The organism is Novosphingobium sp. BL-S-24 (assembly GCF_055521575.1).
Genome location: NZ_CM145488.1, coordinates 294,111 through 308,831 on the forward strand (window position 1 = coordinate 294,111; position 14,721 = coordinate 308,831).

At 62.0% G+C, this 14,721-nt stretch carries 21 protein-coding genes; 5 read left to right on the plus strand and 16 right to left on the minus strand.

The genetic code is table 11. The features are described from left to right. Positions 1-143: 143 nt before the first annotated feature. The 5 genes from thiL to ACZ1JM_RS06530 form a co-directional block, all read right to left on the minus strand. Positions 144-1,103 carry a thiamine-phosphate kinase gene (gene thiL / locus ACZ1JM_RS06510; protein ID WP_465134027.1) on the minus strand — a complete coding sequence of 320 codons (960 nt, stop codon included), beginning with the start codon at positions 1,101-1,103 and terminating at the stop codon, positions 144-146. Between the two features lie 42 nt (positions 1,104-1,145). Next, positions 1,146-1,592, minus strand: coding sequence for a transcription antitermination factor NusB (nusB, locus tag ACZ1JM_RS06515; RefSeq protein WP_465134028.1), 447 nt, complete (start codon positions 1,590-1,592; stop codon positions 1,146-1,148). After that, complete coding sequence (hisD, locus tag ACZ1JM_RS06520; RefSeq protein WP_465134029.1) at positions 1,592-2,881, minus strand: histidinol dehydrogenase; 1,290 nt, start codon at positions 2,879-2,881, stop codon at positions 1,592-1,594. The genes nusB and hisD overlap by 1 nt, the downstream gene beginning before the upstream one ends. Continuing rightward, positions 2,881-3,537: an ATP phosphoribosyltransferase gene (hisG, locus tag ACZ1JM_RS06525; protein ID WP_465134030.1), complete on the minus strand. Its 657-nt coding sequence runs from the start codon at positions 3,535-3,537 to the stop codon at positions 2,881-2,883. Before hisG ends, hisD begins: the two co-directional genes overlap by 1 nt. Positions 3,538-3,652: 115 nt before the next feature. Beyond that, entirely contained in the window at positions 3,653-3,925 is a 273-nt protein-coding gene (locus tag ACZ1JM_RS06530) for a BolA family protein (protein ID WP_465134031.1), read from the minus strand. A gap of 40 nt (positions 3,926-3,965) precedes the next feature. Between ACZ1JM_RS06530 and ACZ1JM_RS06535 the strand changes: the two genes are divergently transcribed. Continuing rightward, the gene (locus ACZ1JM_RS06535) at positions 3,966-4,556 is read left to right on the plus strand and encodes a J domain-containing protein (RefSeq protein ID WP_465134032.1); all 591 of its coding nucleotides are present in this window, start codon (positions 3,966-3,968) and stop codon (positions 4,554-4,556) included. A gap of 33 nt (positions 4,557-4,589) precedes the next feature. Here the strand turns inward: ACZ1JM_RS06535 and ACZ1JM_RS06540 are convergent, their stop codons facing one another. The 9 genes from ACZ1JM_RS06540 to ACZ1JM_RS06580 form a co-directional block, all read right to left on the minus strand. After that, positions 4,590-5,039 (minus strand): SRPBCC family protein, encoded by a 450-nt coding sequence (locus ACZ1JM_RS06540; protein ID WP_465134033.1) that lies wholly within the window; start codon positions 5,037-5,039, stop codon positions 4,590-4,592. A 25-nt stretch (positions 5,040-5,064) separates the two neighbouring features. Further along, entirely contained in the window at positions 5,065-5,718 is a 654-nt protein-coding gene (locus ACZ1JM_RS06545) for a glutathione S-transferase family protein (protein WP_465134034.1), read from the minus strand. After that, entirely contained in the window at positions 5,715-6,110 is a 396-nt protein-coding gene (locus tag ACZ1JM_RS06550) for a VOC family protein (protein ID WP_465134035.1), read from the minus strand. The genes ACZ1JM_RS06545 and ACZ1JM_RS06550 overlap by 4 nt, the downstream gene beginning before the upstream one ends. Further along, positions 6,100-6,603 carry a VOC family protein gene (locus ACZ1JM_RS06555; protein WP_465134036.1) on the minus strand — a complete coding sequence of 168 codons (504 nt, stop codon included), beginning with the start codon at positions 6,601-6,603 and terminating at the stop codon, positions 6,100-6,102. The genes ACZ1JM_RS06550 and ACZ1JM_RS06555 overlap by 11 nt, the downstream gene beginning before the upstream one ends. Beyond that, on the minus strand, positions 6,600-7,226 hold the full coding sequence (locus tag ACZ1JM_RS06560) for a glutathione S-transferase family protein (protein ID WP_465134037.1): 627 nt from the start codon (positions 7,224-7,226) through the stop codon (positions 6,600-6,602). The genes ACZ1JM_RS06555 and ACZ1JM_RS06560 overlap by 4 nt, the downstream gene beginning before the upstream one ends. Positions 7,227-7,297: 71 nt before the next feature. Beyond that, a complete protein-coding gene (locus tag ACZ1JM_RS06565; protein WP_465134038.1) occupies positions 7,298-8,113 on the minus strand; it encodes a VOC family protein in 816 nt (271 codons plus the stop codon). Between the two features lie 3 nt (positions 8,114-8,116). Beyond that, positions 8,117-8,488, minus strand: a complete 372-nt coding sequence (locus ACZ1JM_RS06570; protein ID WP_465134039.1) for a DUF1428 domain-containing protein — start codon at positions 8,486-8,488, stop codon at positions 8,117-8,119. A 3-nt stretch (positions 8,489-8,491) separates the two neighbouring features. Further along, positions 8,492-9,172: a glutathione S-transferase family protein gene (locus ACZ1JM_RS06575; RefSeq protein WP_465134040.1), complete on the minus strand. Its 681-nt coding sequence runs from the start codon at positions 9,170-9,172 to the stop codon at positions 8,492-8,494. A 23-nt stretch (positions 9,173-9,195) separates the two neighbouring features. After that, positions 9,196-9,624, minus strand: a complete 429-nt coding sequence (locus ACZ1JM_RS06580; protein WP_465134041.1) for a VOC family protein — start codon at positions 9,622-9,624, stop codon at positions 9,196-9,198. 79 nt (positions 9,625-9,703) lie between these two features. Here ACZ1JM_RS06580 and ACZ1JM_RS06585 point away from each other — a divergent pair, with 79 nt between their 5' ends. Further along, complete coding sequence (locus tag ACZ1JM_RS06585) at positions 9,704-10,420, plus strand: winged helix-turn-helix transcriptional regulator (RefSeq protein WP_465134042.1); 717 nt, start codon at positions 9,704-9,706, stop codon at positions 10,418-10,420. Between the two features lie 62 nt (positions 10,421-10,482). Continuing rightward, positions 10,483-11,475 carry a cobaltochelatase subunit CobS gene (cobS, locus tag ACZ1JM_RS06590; protein ID WP_465134043.1) on the plus strand — a complete coding sequence of 331 codons (993 nt, stop codon included), beginning with the start codon at positions 10,483-10,485 and terminating at the stop codon, positions 11,473-11,475. A gap of 216 nt (positions 11,476-11,691) precedes the next feature. Here cobS and truA read toward each other — a convergent pair whose 3' ends face one another. Next, positions 11,692-12,438: a tRNA pseudouridine(38-40) synthase TruA gene (truA, locus tag ACZ1JM_RS06595; RefSeq protein WP_465134044.1), complete on the minus strand. Its 747-nt coding sequence runs from the start codon at positions 12,436-12,438 to the stop codon at positions 11,692-11,694. A 15-nt stretch (positions 12,439-12,453) separates the two neighbouring features. Further along, positions 12,454-13,362, minus strand: a complete 909-nt coding sequence (gene fmt, locus ACZ1JM_RS06600) for a methionyl-tRNA formyltransferase (RefSeq protein ID WP_465134045.1) — start codon at positions 13,360-13,362, stop codon at positions 12,454-12,456. A gap of 59 nt (positions 13,363-13,421) precedes the next feature. On the opposite strand from fmt, the gene recR reads away from it, so the two are divergent. Both recR and def read left to right on the plus strand, forming a co-directional pair. Further along, the gene (gene recR, locus ACZ1JM_RS06605; RefSeq protein WP_465134046.1) at positions 13,422-14,018 is read left to right on the plus strand and encodes a recombination mediator RecR; all 597 of its coding nucleotides are present in this window, start codon (positions 13,422-13,424) and stop codon (positions 14,016-14,018) included. A 77-nt stretch (positions 14,019-14,095) separates the two neighbouring features. Beyond that, positions 14,096-14,665: a peptide deformylase gene (def, locus tag ACZ1JM_RS06610; protein WP_465134047.1), complete on the plus strand. Its 570-nt coding sequence runs from the start codon at positions 14,096-14,098 to the stop codon at positions 14,663-14,665. The last annotated feature ends 56 nt before the right edge of the window (positions 14,666-14,721 follow it).

Below are 14,721 nucleotides of genomic sequence, written 5' to 3' on the forward strand. Positions count from 1 at the left end.
TCGGCGAGTTTTTCCCGCTCGAAGGCAATAGGGCTATAGACAAGCCATGGGGCTGGCAAGCTGCTTGTCGGAATGGGGGCGCAGTATTGGGGAGTTAACTAAGTCTCTCCTAATACAGCCGAAGGGCAGTACAGTGTCGCGCGTCAGTGCTGGTAGCCCAATCGTTCGGGCAGGGGGAGGGGGCGGCCCTGATGTGAGAGGGCGATGCCGGTGCCTTTGGTAACTTTGCCGATGGCGCTTACCCTGCATCCATAAGCAATGGCGGCATGCTGGATCGCAGCGGTATTCGCGGCGGGCGCGGTGAACAGCAGCTCGTAGTCATCCCCCGCCGTCATGGCCGCAAGGCGGGCGTCTATGCCGCCGCCAGCGAGCGCGAGATGCGCGACCGACAGAGGCACCGCGTCGGCGTCGATCGCAATGCCGCAGTTGCTGGCGGACGCGATCCTGGCTGCATCTACCAGCAGGCCGTCCGACACGTCCATCATGGCGTTGACCAGGGACGCGAGCGCAACCCCCAGTTTTGGATGAGGCGTCGGGCGGCGGTAGCGTTCGATCACGGCGGCAAGATCGTCATGCTCGCCCCGAAGCGTATCGCGGGCGGCCTGCAAGCCCAGTCCAGCATCGCCGATTGCGCCGCTCACCCAGACAGTATCACCGATGCTCGCGGAGGTGCGCGACGGGACGGGACAGCCTTTCGGGCCGGTTCCCAAGGCCGTCAGCGAAAAGCTTCTCGGCGCGCCCTGCGGCATGCGAACGGTGTCCCCGCCGAGCAACGGAATTGCGAAGTGGCGGGAGGCATCGTCCATTCCCGCGAGGAAGGCGCGGTCCCAAGCGTCATCACCAAGCGCGTGAGAATAAAGGCAGCCGACCGGCGTCGCCCCTTTGGCCGACAGGTCGGACACGTTCACCGCGATCAGCTTCCACGCGACGTCCTGCGGCGGGTCAATGGGGAGGTAGTGCACGCCCTCCACCATCGTATCCATGGTCAGGACCAGCGTTTCCGAACCAAAGGGGAGGACTGCAGCGTCATCCGCCAGCGAACGGGCCGCCGGGTCGGTGGCTATCGCGCGCAGAGCCTCGATAAAGGCAAATTCACCGGTCATGCCGCGGTGATGCCCGCCAGCCTCCGCCAAGTCCAGCGCGGCTTAACGAACCGACTTCGCCACCGAATCCAGCACGCCGTTAAGGAACTTTGTTTCCCGCGCGTCGAAAAAGGCATGGGCCACGTCTAGGTACTCGGTGATCACCGCACCGGTAGGGACATCGGCGCGCGCCAGCAGTTCGTAGGCGCCAGCGCGCAGGATCTGCAGCATCGTCTTGTCCAACCGGCCAAGCGACCAACCTTCCGACAACTTCGCTGCCAGTATTTCGTCGATCTCGTCCCGGCGGGCAATGGCGCCTTTGACCACATCGTCGAAGAACGTGACGTCGGCCTTGGCATACTGGTCCTCGTCGATTTCCATGCCCAGGCGATGGCGGTGGAATTCATCGAGCAGGACGGGCAGCAGGGTGCCTTCCATATCGAACTGATAGAGCGCCTGCACGGCGGCGAGACGGGCGGCGGCGCGCGCCTGCTTTATATTCTTTGACATTATTGGCCGAGCCTTACGGATATGGAGCGCGCGTGCGCGGGAAGCCCTTCCGCATCGGCAAGGGCCACGGCAGCGGGGCCGATAACCTCCAACGCCGCCTGGTCGAGCTGGATGAAGCTGGTCCGCTTCATGAAATCAAGGACCGAGAGCCCGGACGAAAACCGCGCCCGGCGTCCGGTCGGCAGGACGTGGTTCGGTCCGGCGACATAGTCGCCTACCGCTTCCGGCGTCAGCCGTCCGAGGAACACCGATCCTGCATGGCGGATGGCACGCATCAGCCGTTCCGGATCCTCAGTCGCGATCTCGACATGTTCGGCCGCCAGCGCATTGGCCAGCGCCGGGGCTTCGTCCAGATTGGCGACAGTGATGATCACGCCGTTTTCGTTCCAGCTGGTGCGCGCGGTTTCCTGCGTCGCAAGGCTGGCAAGTTGCTGCTCCACCGCTTGCGCCACTGCATCGGCGAACGCGGCGTCATCGGTGATCAGGATCGATTGCGATGTGGGATCGTGCTCGGCCTGGCTCAGCAGGTCGGCGGCGATGCGGGTCGCGTCGTTCCGGCCATCGGCGATGACCAGGATCTCGCTTGGCCCCGCGACCATGTCGATGCCGACCACGCCGTAGAGCTGGCGCTTGGCTTCGGCGACCCACGCATTGCCGGGGCCGGTCACCACATCGACGGGCGCTATGCGATCGGTGCCATAGGCCAGCGCGGCGACGGCATGGGCACCGCCCACGCGCCACACCTCGTCCACCCCGGCAAGATGCGCGGCGGCAAGGACCAGCGGATTGACCACACCCTTTGGCGTCGGCGTGACGACCACAAGCCGCTCCACGCCTGCGACTTTCGCAGGGATCGCGTTCATCAGTAGCGACGACGGATACGCCGCGCGACCACCGGGGACGTAAAGCCCCGCCGCGTCTACGGCATTCCATGTCGCCCCAAGGCGCACACCCGCGGCGTCGGTATAGTCGCGATTTTCGGGCAATTGCGCCTGATGATATGCGCCGATGCGCTCTGCCGCGAGTTCCAGCGCGTCTCGTAAGTCTGAATCGAGCGCATCGAATGCCGCGCGGCACTGGTCGGCATCGATCCGCCAGCCGGTGACGTCAAGCTCATGGCCATCGAAGCGAGCGGTGTACTCGGCGAGCGCTGCATCCCCGCGCTGGCGCACGGACTGAAGGATTGCCGCCACGTCCGCCGCGACATCGACCGCGCTTTCCCGGCGGTCCGATACCACGCGGGCGAAGTCCCCGGCGAAACCGGGATCGCTGCTGGAAAGGCGCAGCATCAGGCGGCGACCTGCTCTTGCGAAACCAGCGCGCGAAAGGCCTCGACCAGCGCGGCCACTCGCTCATCGGTCTTGAGAGCGGCGCGATTGACGATAAGCCGCGCCGAAATATCGAGAATACGGCTCGTTTCCACCAGTCCGTTTTCCTGCAGCGTGCGCCCGGTGGAGACGAGATCGACGATCCGGCTCGACAGGCCAAGCGACGGTGCCAGCTCCATCGCGCCGTTCAGCTTCACGACCTCTGCCTGCACGCCCAGCTTTTCGAAATGGCGGCGGGTGAGGTTGGGATACTTGCTGGCGATCCGCAGGTGCGAGGGCAGGGGGCCACCCGTCTCTCCGACAGGTTCCGCAACCGACAACCGGCAGTGCCCGATGTTCAGGTCGACCGGGGCGTAAAGGTCCGAATAGGCGAATTCCTCCACCACATCCGAACCGACGATGCCGACCTGCGCCGCGCCATGGGCCACGAATGTCGCCACATCAAACGCGCGCACCCGGATAAGGCGCATGTCGCTGTTTTCGCACGCGAATGACAGGGCGCGCGACTTCTTGTCGTGAAACTCCGCCTCGGGCACCACGCCGGCATGTGCCATCAGCGGCAGTGCTTCGTCGAGGATACGGCCCTTGGGCACGGCGAAAGTCAGGGGTGTCGGCATGGTGGGCGCATTTAGGCGCGCATGGGGCAAAGGGCAACCATGCAGCGCCGCGAAAACGCGATCCGTTTTATCGAGATGTCGCCGGCCCCGATCCGAGCGGAGCCGACACACCAGTTTACTCGCCCGGCGCGCGTGCCTTTATCGCCACCGCGTGAACCCGATTTCCGGGAATGTCGCCCAGCGCGGCATTGACCATCCGCTGGCGTTGCAGGCGCGAGACGCCCGCGAACTGGTCACTCTCTATCAAGATGGTGAAGTGCGATTCGCCGCTGCCATCATCGCCGGTATGCCCGCTGTGGCTGGCGGAATCATTGACCACGTCAAGCGCGGTGGGTTGGAAGGCTGCGGTCAGCAACTGCCGCATTTCGATTGCAAGTGGTCCGGTCATGGGGTTCCATTTAGGCGATCATTGCCCCATCTAAAAGCCGGTGAGACAGCATAGATTTCATGGCAGGTTTGAATCGACCGGGCGGGAGTGCACCTGGCCGGGTTGCAGGGAAGCGGGCGAATTCCGCGCGCCGGGGGGCCGCCCCTCCGGTTTTGACGGGCCGGGCGACTACCGCTGGTTCTGCCTGGAGCACGTCCGCCAATTCAATTCCGGGTACGATTACTTCGACGGGATGGACACCGAGGAAATCCTGCGCGCGCAGTCTCCGCTGCACGGATGGGAGACTCAGACGCGGGCCTTTCGCCCAGACGCCGGAGTGGACGAATCGCCCCGCTGGACGGATTTTGCCGATCCGCTCGAAGCGATCCATGCCCGTGCCAAGGCGCACATCAATCGCCGCCGCGCGGACATGCGCCCCGAGAACGCACGGTTCACGCCGGGCGAAAGGCGTGCCCTTGAAGCGCTGGGGCTGGACAGTGATGTCGATCGCAAGACCATGCGCCTGAGATACACGCGGCTGCTGCGCCAGTACCACCCCGATCACAACGGCGGCGACCACGGCCATGCTGTCAAACTGCAGGCCGTGGTCGAGGCATACCAACTGTTGCGAAAAGCCGCGGCATTCGCTTGATCGGGCGCCTGATCAAGCGCCCGATCGCGCCGTTCAGCCCGCTTCCTTTTCACAGATCGCCGCAAGCTGCTCCGCGCAGGCGATCCAACCTTCGGTGAACCCCATCTCGTCGTGCTGCTTGCAGGTTTCCTCGGTCCAGTGGCGAGCGGTAGCGGTGTAGCGGGTGCCGTCGCCTTCGGGGGCGATTTCCCAAATTCCGATCATGAACGGGCCTGACGGCTGAAAGTCCTCAACGATGGCGTCGGTCGTAATGAACCGTCGGCCTTCCTCGAACGCGAGATAGATACCGTTCTGAGGCATGACTTCGCCGTCAGGGCCGTACATCGTCAGACGGCAGACGCCGCCCGGTCGGCGATCCTGCACATCCACTTCCGCGCGCCATGGGGTGGGACACCACCATTCGTTCTGGCGGTCCGCCAACACTTCCCAGACTTTCGAAGGCGGGGCGGCGATGTAGCGGGTGATCGACAGTTCGTTGGACATGGAACTCTCCTTGTTGGCGCGTAAGTCAGTCCCTGTCGGGCGCACCTAGTGGGAAATACTCGCGGTATGGCCGGGCCGCTTCGACGCAACGGGACACGGGCGGCAGGCTCAGAAGATGGGTACGCCACTCGCGCAGGCGGGGCAGGGCGTCGGGGATCGGGTGGACCCAGTCGGCATAGAATAGCGACGGCGCAGCCGCGCATTCGATCAAGGTGACACGGCCATCCGACGGATAGTGCTGCAGCCAGCCTTCCAGCCAAGCGTAGCTGCGATCCAGCCTTGACCGCGCCTCGGCAACACGGGCAGCGTCGGGATTATCGGCGTCGCGAATGTATTCGTTCACGACATCCTGCATCGGTGCCATCACGTAGTTGTCGAATACGCGGTCCAGCATGCGTACCATCGTGGCGGTATCAGCGTCCGAGGGGACAAGCATGTCCGGCTCGGCATGGTGGAGCGACAAGTATTCGATGATCGACGTGGCTTCGAACATCAGGACATCCCCGTCGCGCAGCACGGGAAACTTTCCCTGCGGACCGGCTGATTGCACCACAGCGACATTTTCCGGATGGTCCGGATCAGTAATGCGAAAGTCGAATTCAAGATCGGCGGCGTAGAGCGCGATCAACGCTTTCCAGGTATAGGACGAAAACGGATGGCCATAGAGCGCGAGTGTCATGAAGCCTCCTTTGGCCAGCCGCCGTACGGGACCGTCAGCGCTTCGAGCACGTGGCCGTTGGGGTCCTCGAAATAGAGGCCCCTGCCGCCATCGTTGCGGTTGATTTCGTTGGCGCGGGTGCGGGCGGGGTCGGACCAGTATGTAAGCCCGCGCTCGGTCAGGCGGGACAGGATGCCGTCGAACGTCGGCTCATCCACCAGCATCGCGTAATGCTGCGGCGATACCGCGCCTTCCTTGTCGGCAAAGTCCAGCGAAACACCATTGCCCAGCCGCACGACCCGGAAGCGGAACAGGTCCATCGGATCAGGAAGGCCGTAGATCGTCGCGAAGAAATCGGCCGACGCAATCCGGTCCCGGCACCACACGATGGTGTGATTTAGATCAACCGGCACGGTCACTTTCCCCTGCAAAGGCTGCTTCGATCGTCGCCACGTCGATCTTCCGCATGGTCATCATCGCTTCCATCGCGCGTTTGGCGGCAGCGCGGTCGGGGCTGGACAGGGCTTGGGTAAGGATGCGCGGGGTGATCTGCCAAGAGAGGCCCCACTTGTCTCGGCACCAGCCGCACGCGCTTTCCTCGCCTCCGTTCTGGACGATGGCGTTCCAGTAGCGGTCGGTCTCCTCCTGATCATCCGTTGCGACCTGGAAAGAGAACGCCTCGGAAGGGTGGAACTGATTTCCCCCATTCAGGCCCATGCACTCTATCCCCATTACGGTGAATTCGACGACCAGCACGTCGCCCGCCGATCCATCAGGATAGTCCGTAGGCGATCGCACGATCGATTTCACGGCGCTGTCGGGGAAGACGGACGCATAGAATTCAGCGGCATCCTGAGCGTCGCCTGCGTACCACAGGCAGATGCGGTTCTTGATGGGATCACTCATTTCTTGGCATCCTCGATCAGCTTGGCATCCACGGCCTTCGCGGCCTTGTAGCCAGGCCGGGCCTGGCAGCGCTCGGCATAGGCGACGAGCGAGGGGAGGGGCGGCAGGATCCCGAACGTCAGACCCCAATCCACCGAACTGCCCACGTATACATCCGCCATCGTGAACCGATCGCCGCAAACCCAGGTCGTGGCCTGCAGCTTCTCGTCCAAAGCATGCATGGTGCGGTCGAAGCTGCCCCAGCCCGCCATCATTTCCTGATCAGGCTTGGGTTCGAACTTGAGCGCGCGCGAGGTGATGCACTGCTCGATCGGACCGGATGCGAAGAACGTCCAGCGGTAGTAATCCGCCATGTCCGCATCGTTGGGCAACAGGCCCGCTTCCGGGTGCATCTCAGAGAGGTAGAGGCAGATCGCGGCGGCTTCGGTAACGACGCGGTCGCCGCCCTGGGCGTGGTGGACGATGGTCGGCACCTTGGCCATCGGATTGGTGGCGATGAAGTCCTTCGGCTTGTCCTTCCAGTCCACCAGCACCTGCCGGTAGTCCGCGTTGACTTCGTGGAGCGCCCAGCGTGCGATCTGACCGCGCGACATCGGGTTGGTGTAGAATGTGTAGTCGGCCATTCACTCTCTCCCTCAAGGACTCGCTTGGCGGAACATTGCGGGTACAAAGCCGCGCCGTCAATCCATGACGACTAGGCTTGGCGAGGCCCGACCAACCCGAAGAACGCGCCCTGTGGATCAAAGGCATGGACGCTGTACTCGCCGCCCGGGATCTGCTGCGGTTCGCCGTGGAGCTTGCCGCCGCCGCTGGTGATGGCGGCTATGGCTCGGTCGATGTCATCCACGCCGATGTAGTAGGACCAGCCTTCCACCGGCATGACATCCGCCTTGCGCATCACCGCGCCGATGCCGACACCGCCCACCTGCAGGAACCGGTAGTCCCCCAGGGCGCCCATCGGCATCGCGCCCTCCTGCGTCCATCCGAAGTGCCTGGCGTAGAAATCGACGGCGCCATCGTCATCGGGGGTGACCAGCTCGTTCCAGCGGATGGTTTGCGGTTGGTCGACTGTAAAGACGTCGCTGCTGGCATCGGGATTGTCCTCGGGCGGCTGCGGCGTCATCAGATAGAACGTCGCGCCGAAGGGATCGGCAACCATTGCAAAGCGCCCTACGCCGTCGAGTGTCTCGGCCGGCATATGGACTTGGCCTCCATCCGCGACGATCCGCTCCACCGCGGAATCGACGTTGGGCACGTAGATGTAGCCCAACCAACCCGGCTTTGCGCCCTGTCCGATCATCTCGTCGGTAAGGGCAAGCACCCCGCCGGTGTAGCCGCACGGTCCGCCGCCGCCATCGACTCGCTCGATCATGCGGTAGTCCATGCCTTCGCCGGGCATTTCGTTGGCGCCAAACCGCCAGCCCACGACATCGCCGTAGAACGTCCCCGCCGCTTCGGGATCGCTGGTCATCAGTTCATACCAGATGAAGCTGCCTGTCGGATTGGTCATGGCTTATGCTCCCAGGGTAACGACGGGTGTGAATCCGCCGTAGATCATGCGCATTCCATCGAACGGCATCGGGTTGGTTTCCGGGTTCATGCGGGGATCAGACTTCATCAGCTCCTCGATCTTGCCCATCGCCTTGTCGCGGGTTTCCTTGTCGGGCCATTCGATCCAGCTGAAGACGACGGCCTCGTCCTCGTTCGCCTGCACCGCGCGGAAGAAGTCGGTCTGCTTGCCGTGAGGCACATCGTCCTGCCAGCATTCCAGGATGCGAGTGGCTCCTTGTTCCATGAAGATGGAGTCGCCCAGCTCGGCATGCTTGATGAACTTGTCCTTGTTGGCCTTGGGAACGGCCAGCAGGAATCCGTCTACGTAGCTCATGATTCAGGCTCCTTCCTTCTGCTTGGTCGGCTTGTTTTCGGCAAATGGCGCGATTTGGCCTTCCAGCGCGCGACGGAATGCAGTGCGCTGCTCTGCCCGTTCCACATAGGCGGCGAGGGCAGGGTGCCGCGACAGGATTTCCTCTGGAAACGGCCGCAGGATCGATGCCATCGCAATGTCCGCGATCGAGAACGAGCCGGCCAGCCACTCAGACTTGCCCAGCGCGGTTTCCAGCCGCGCGAGCCGCACCGCAATTTCCTCGACCAGCGAGGGGCGACGCTGCTGCGCCCATTCTTCCTTCGCGTTGAATACATCGATCTTGGAAAATTCCATGAGATACGGCTCGATCGAACTGAACGCCGCGAGCATCCAGCTTAGCACCGTGGCCCGTTCCTGCGTGCCCACGGGGGGCAACTGCCCCGCTTTCTCAGCCAGATGGATCAGCGTGGCGCCGCTTTCGAAAATCCGCAGTTCACCGTCCCGCATGAAGGGAACCTGCCCCCACGGCTGATCGGCATAATACCACGCGGGCCGATCGATCGCGCTGATCAGCCGAACCTTGTACGAAAGCCCGAATTCCTCGCACGCCCAGCGCGGTCGCAAGTCGCGGACCTGGCCTTGCGCGAATTTCGGCACCCATTCGAAGGCCGTGATTTCGATCTCGGCGTTGTGATCGATCGGCATCGTCTCTGTCTCCCGAAGTCCGTTCAGACGGTTGTCGGCACTTCCATTTCGCCCGAGGCCGCCGCCGGATCCATCCACATCACTTCCCAGATATGACCGTCGGGGTCGGTGAAGCTGCGACTGGCCATGAAACCATAGTCCTGCGGCGGATTGATGTCGCTCGTGCCCGCGTTGGCTCCGGCGATGTCGGCCAGCTTGTTCACCTCATCACGGCTGTCGCAAGACAGGCAGAGCATCACTTCGCTCGATCCGCTGTCAGGGATCGGGCGGTTCGTGAACGTGCGCCATTTGTCGTGAGTGAGGACCATCACGTAGATTGATTCCGACCAGACCATGCAGGCTGCGGTATCATCGGTAAAGCGCGGCTCGTTGACGAAACCGAGAGAGGAATAGAACGACTTGGCGCGGTCCAGATCGGTGACGGGAAGGTTCACGAACAGCATGCGGGTCATGTGATCTCTCCTGAATATGGGCTTTGGTTGCGAATCGCCTCTTGCACAAACCTGCGACGAGCAGTAACTAAAAGCAACCATGAAGTTACAAAAAGAAACTAAGTCAGCGCAGGCCCTCTCGAAATCCGACCAACCACACGGTCGGTGGTATGGCGATGCCTGTGGTGCTGCGTTCGGAATGGAGCTTATCGGAGAACGATGGGCCTTGCCGATCGTGCGCGAAATGATGCTCGGTCCGCGACGCTTCGGAGAGATACGGGGCGAATTACCCGGTCTGAGCGCCAAGACATTGACCGAACGCCTCGAAACGCTGGAGAAGAATGGCATCGTCCGTCGCGAAACCTTGCCACCACCGGCATCGGCTCAGGTCTATGGACTGACGAGGTGGGGATATGCGCTCGAGCCTGTCATGCAGGAGCTTGGGCGTTGGGCGGTAAGCTCTACGCTCCACGATCCGACATTGCCGATAACCCCGGTGTCGTTGATGCTGTCCATGCGCACGATGATCCGGCCCGAACGGATAGGCGATCTTGCCATCACGATTGGCTTCGATGTGGGTGACAAACATTTCATCGGCAATCTGGGGGCCGGGGAGTTGAACATTCGCACGGCCCAACCGGATGACATGCCGCCGGATATCCGCTTCATCGCGGGGAGCGCTTCGGCCTACCTGCCGGTGTTCTACGGCAAGTGGTCGATCGAGGAGGCGGGAGGCCAGTTGCGGATCGAGGGTGACGAAGGTCTGGCCCAGCGGGTGATCGACCTGTTCAGCCTTCCTGCCAATTTGACCAGCTAAAGCGTTATCATTGCCAAAGCTTATTGCGATGCTGCGCCCCGTCCATTAGGCGGTAGCCTGCAATGACAGAATCCAAGACCATCACCGCCGAAAACCGCGACGCTACCGTGCTCGCTGCCCCCGACATCGAAGTGGACGTTCGTGAAACGTTCGGCATCGATATCGACATGAAGGTGCCCGCCTTTTCGGTGGCGGACGAACGCGTTCCTGACCTAGACGAGACGTACGTGTTCGAACCGGACACCACGTTGGCGATCCTTGCGGGCTTTGCCTACAATCGCCGCGTAATGGTTCAGGGCTATCACGGCACTGGCAAATCCACGCACATCGAACAGGTTGCCGCGCGTCTGAAATGGCCGTGCATCCGCATCAACCTGGACGCCCATATCAGCCGTATCGACCTTATCGGCCGTGACGCGATCGTGCTGCGCAACGGCATGCAGGTGACCGAATTCCGCGAAGGCTTGCTGCCCTGGGCGCTGCAGCATCCGGTCGCTCTGGTATTCGACGAATACGACGCGGGCCGCCCGGACGTGATGTTCGTGATCCAGCGCATCCTGGAAACCGAGGGCAAGCTGACGCTGCTCGATCAGAACCGCGTCATCCGCCCGGACCAGCATTTCCGCATGTTCGCTACCGCCAACACGGTGGGCCTTGGCGATACCTCCGGCCTTTATCACGGCACGCAGCAGATCAACCAGGGCCAGATGGACCGCTGGAACCTGGTCGTCGCGCTGAATTACCTGCCGGCGGACACCGAAACCTCGATCGTGTCCAAGAAAGTGCCGCAGGTCGATGCCGGCACGATCGCCAACATGGTCAAAGTCGCGGACTTCTCGCGCCAGGGCTTCATGAACGGCGATATCTCCACGGTGATGAGCCCGCGTACTGTCATCACCTGGGCACAGAACTCGGCGATCTTCAACGACGTCGGGTTCGCATTCCGCCTCTCGTTCCTCAACAAGTGCGACGAGACGGAGCGGATGCTGGTCGCGGAATACTACCAGCGCGTGTTCGGCAAGGATCTGCCGGAAAGCGTCGTCGGCAAAGCCTGACAGGCTCTATTTGGTAACGTGCTAATGGGCGCGGCTTCCGGTGCGGGAGCCGCGCCCTTTGCATCTGGTCGAACGGTTCCGATGATTTTCCTACATCGCCAGCCGGTGCTATGATGCCTGTGGCTCTTTCTTGCCATCATGCGTGCAGTCCCGGTTTGGCCCTATAAGCATGCCTCGCCCGCATGACTTTCATCAACTAGACCCCTGACAGACAGGTCATTCGTCGGGGTAGGTGGCCCTCACGAAATAAAGTCCATCCGGCGGCGCATTCAGTCCCAGCGCCTGCCGATCCTTCGCTGCCAGTGCGTTGCCGACCTGATCCTCGCTCCACCGGCCCATGCCGACCAGCGCCAGGCATCCGACCATGGAGCGGACCTGATGATGCAGGAAACTGCGCGCCTCCGCCTCGATCAGCACCATTTCACCCTCCCGGCGAACACTCAGCCGATCCAGCGATTTGAGCGGAGACGCAGACTGGCAGTGGGCGGAGCGAAACGTCGTAAAGTCATGCCGCCCCACCAGCGCCTGCGCCGCCCGGTGCATCGCCTCGGCGTCCAGCGGCTTGCCAACCTGCCACGCTTTGCCCCGCTCCAAGGTCAGAGGCGCACGGCGATTGGCAATTCGGTAGATGTAGGACCGCCCAACGCAGGAAAACCGGGCATGCCAGTCATCCGCAACCTCCATGCAATCCAGCACCGCTACAGGATCAGGCCGCAGCAGCGCATTCAGTGCCTCCATCAGCCGGAATGCAGGCAGCGGCTTGGCCACATCGATATGCGCTCGCATCCCGACGGCATGGACCCCCGCATCGGTTCGCCCGGCGGCATGCATAACCACTTTCTCGCCGGTCACCGCATAGGCAGCGTCCTCCACCGCCTGCTGCACCGAAGGCCCATGCGCCTGCCGCTGCAATCCCATGAAAGGACCGCCGTCAAATTCCAGAGTAAGCGCAAAACGGGTCATTCAGGCCACCTGCCTTCAAGCAAGCTTCACACCGGCCGCGATGGGCCGCCCACGCAATAGATCAGCCGCATCCATAACCGGCTTCCCCGCCCGCTGGATGCGTGTCACCCGGATAGCCCCCGAACCGCAGGCCACTGCCAGAGCATCATCAAGCGTAATGCCAGCCTCGCCAGCACCCTCTACAACCGATGCCGAAAGCACCTTGTAACGCTCCCCTTCAAGCTCGAAGAAAGCGCCGGGAGTCGGAGTGAACGCCCGAATTTGCCGCTCCACCTCGCTCGCCGTCTGCTGAAAATCGATCTTCGCCTCGGATTTTTCGATCTTCCGGGCATAGGTCACGCCGTCTTCCGGCTGCCGGACCGCGCGATGGACCGCCAGATCCCGCAAGGTGCCGATGAGCAGCTGCGCCCCTTTTTCCGCGAGTTCGGAAGTCAGTTCCCCGGCAGTCTTAGCCTCGATCGTCGTTCGCAACGTCGCCAGCATCGGGCCTGTGTCCAGCCCGGCCTCCATCTGCATGATGGTGATCCCGGTCGTCGGATCGCCAGCCAGAATAGCACGCTGAATCGGTGCGGCTCCCCTCCAGCGGGGCAATATCGAGGCATGGATGTTGAGACACCCCAACCGCGGCGCATCCAAAACCGCTTGCGGGAGGACCAGCCCATATGCCGCCACCACGGCGATATCGGCCTCGAGCGCTGCGAACGCGTCCTGCTCGTCCGGCCCTTTGAGGGAGATCGGATACCGAACTTCGATCCCCCGTGATTCTGCTTCACGCTGAACAGGGGAGGGGGTCAATTCCTTGCCCCTCCGCCCCCCCGGCCTGGGTGGCTGGGTGTACACCGCAATCACCTCGTGCCCCGCTTCGACGAGAGCAACTAGGGCCGGGACGGCAAAATCCGGCGTTCCCATAAAAATCACGCGCATATGTGGGGAACTCTCCGACGGGCTTTCTAAGGGCGAGGGCAGGCACTATCTCTCGATTCATGGCATCGCAAGAGATAGAGACGTTGACCGCCGCGTTGTCCCGGCTGCCCGGGCTTGGACCGCGCTCGGCACGACGCGCGGTGCTATGGCTGATAAAGCGACGGGAGACCGCGCTGGTGCAATTGGTCGACGCCTTGGGCAGCGTCCGAGAAACGCTGGTGGAATGTGACGTTTGCGGAAACATCGATACCGAGAATCCTTGCGGAATATGCACCGATGCAAGGCGGGATGCGCGCTCCATATGTGTGGTGGAGGAGGTGGCCGATCTCTGGGCGCTCGACCGGGCAAAATTGTTCACCGGCAAGTATCATGTCCTTGGAGGCCGACTGTCGGCATTGGACGGCGTTCGGCCCGAAGATCTGGCGATTGACAGCCTTTTAGGAAGGGTAGCCGGGGGCGGTATTGATGAGGTGCTGCTTGCTACCAATGCCACGCTCGAAGGTCAGACTACTGCACATTACGTAGCAGAACGATTGGAACAGTTTCCCGTCAGAACGACACAGTTGGCACATGGCCTACCCGTCGGCGGAGAATTGGACTATTTGGACGAAGGCACCCTCGCCCAAGCGATCCGGGCCAGACGGCCGCTAGGTTAGAGCGCACCACGTCTTTCGCTTGGATTGACCCTAAGCTGATTCTTGCGAAAATGGGCCAATGTGATTATCTGCTGGCTATGGCTATTCGCGAAATCCTAGAAACGCCCGACCCACGCCTCAAGCAGGTGTCATCTCGGGTAGAGACATTCGACGACGAACTGCGGACCCTCGTCGCAGATATGTTCGAGACTATGTATGATGCTCCTGGCATAGGGTTGGCAGCGATCCAGGTTGGCGTGCCCCTACGCGTACTGGTTATCGATCTTCAGCCGGAAGATCGTGATGCCGAGCCCGAGGTCTGCCATTCCCATGGTGATCATCATCATACTCACCAACCGACAAAGCTCGAACCGCGCATATTTATAAACCCCGAGATTCTTGATCCGTCCGACGATGTCATGGTGTACCAAGAGGGCTGCCTTTCAGTCCCAGAAATCTACGCTGATGTGGAGCGTCCCGCTCGGATAAGGGCGCGTTGGCAAGATCTTGATGGCATTGTGCATGAAGAGGAATTGGACGGTCTTTTCGCCATCTGCCTGCAGCATGAGATGGACCATCTGGAAGGCATTTTGTTCATCGACCATCTGTCACGTTTAAAAAAACAGATGGCGCTCAAAAAGTTGGAAAAGCTTCGCAAGGCTGCCTGAGTTTTGTTAGCGAGATGGAGAACCTAATGCGGGCTTCGAACTAGCGTTCTTCAAAC

What these genes read in the sequence shown, in the direction of transcription:
- thiL (WP_465134027.1), bottom strand. Translation starts at nt 1,103, where the DNA reads ATGACCGGTGAATTTGCCTTTATCGAGGCTCTGCGCGCGATAGCCACC.
- nusB (WP_465134028.1), bottom strand. Translation starts at nt 1,592, where the DNA reads ATGTCAAAGAATATAAAGCAGGCGCGCGCCGCCGCCCGTCTCGCCGCC.
- hisD (WP_465134029.1), bottom strand. Translation starts at nt 2,881, where the DNA reads ATGCTGCGCCTTTCCAGCAGCGATCCCGGTTTCGCCGGGGACTTCGCC.
- hisG (WP_465134030.1), bottom strand. Translation starts at nt 3,537, where the DNA reads ATGCCGACACCCCTGACTTTCGCCGTGCCCAAGGGCCGTATCCTCGAC.
- ACZ1JM_RS06530 (WP_465134031.1), bottom strand. Translation starts at nt 3,925, where the DNA reads ATGACCGGACCACTTGCAATCGAAATGCGGCAGTTGCTGACCGCAGCC.
- ACZ1JM_RS06540 (WP_465134033.1), bottom strand. Translation starts at nt 5,039, where the DNA reads ATGTCCAACGAACTGTCGATCACCCGCTACATCGCCGCCCCGCCTTCG.
- ACZ1JM_RS06545 (WP_465134034.1), bottom strand. Translation starts at nt 5,718, where the DNA reads ATGACACTCGCGCTCTATGGCCATCCGTTTTCGTCCTATACCTGGAAA.
- ACZ1JM_RS06555 (WP_465134036.1), bottom strand. Translation starts at nt 6,603, where the DNA reads ATGAGTGATCCCATCAAGAACCGCATCTGCCTGTGGTACGCAGGCGAC.
- ACZ1JM_RS06560 (WP_465134037.1), bottom strand. Translation starts at nt 7,226, where the DNA reads ATGGCCGACTACACATTCTACACCAACCCGATGTCGCGCGGTCAGATC.
- ACZ1JM_RS06565 (WP_465134038.1), bottom strand. Translation starts at nt 8,113, where the DNA reads ATGACCAATCCGACAGGCAGCTTCATCTGGTATGAACTGATGACCAGC.
- ACZ1JM_RS06570 (WP_465134039.1), bottom strand. Translation starts at nt 8,488, where the DNA reads ATGAGCTACGTAGACGGATTCCTGCTGGCCGTTCCCAAGGCCAACAAG.
- ACZ1JM_RS06575 (WP_465134040.1), bottom strand. Translation starts at nt 9,172, where the DNA reads ATGCCGATCGATCACAACGCCGAGATCGAAATCACGGCCTTCGAATGG.
- ACZ1JM_RS06580 (WP_465134041.1), bottom strand. Translation starts at nt 9,624, where the DNA reads ATGACCCGCATGCTGTTCGTGAACCTTCCCGTCACCGATCTGGACCGC.
- ACZ1JM_RS06585 (WP_465134042.1), top strand. Translation starts at nt 9,704, where the DNA reads ATGAAGTTACAAAAAGAAACTAAGTCAGCGCAGGCCCTCTCGAAATCC.
- cobS (WP_465134043.1), top strand. Translation starts at nt 10,483, where the DNA reads ATGACAGAATCCAAGACCATCACCGCCGAAAACCGCGACGCTACCGTG.
- truA (WP_465134044.1), bottom strand. Translation starts at nt 12,438, where the DNA reads ATGACCCGTTTTGCGCTTACTCTGGAATTTGACGGCGGTCCTTTCATG.
- fmt (WP_465134045.1), bottom strand. Translation starts at nt 13,362, where the DNA reads ATGCGCGTGATTTTTATGGGAACGCCGGATTTTGCCGTCCCGGCCCTA.
- recR (WP_465134046.1), top strand. Translation starts at nt 13,422, where the DNA reads ATGGCATCGCAAGAGATAGAGACGTTGACCGCCGCGTTGTCCCGGCTG.
- def (WP_465134047.1), top strand. Translation starts at nt 14,096, where the DNA reads ATGGCTATTCGCGAAATCCTAGAAACGCCCGACCCACGCCTCAAGCAG.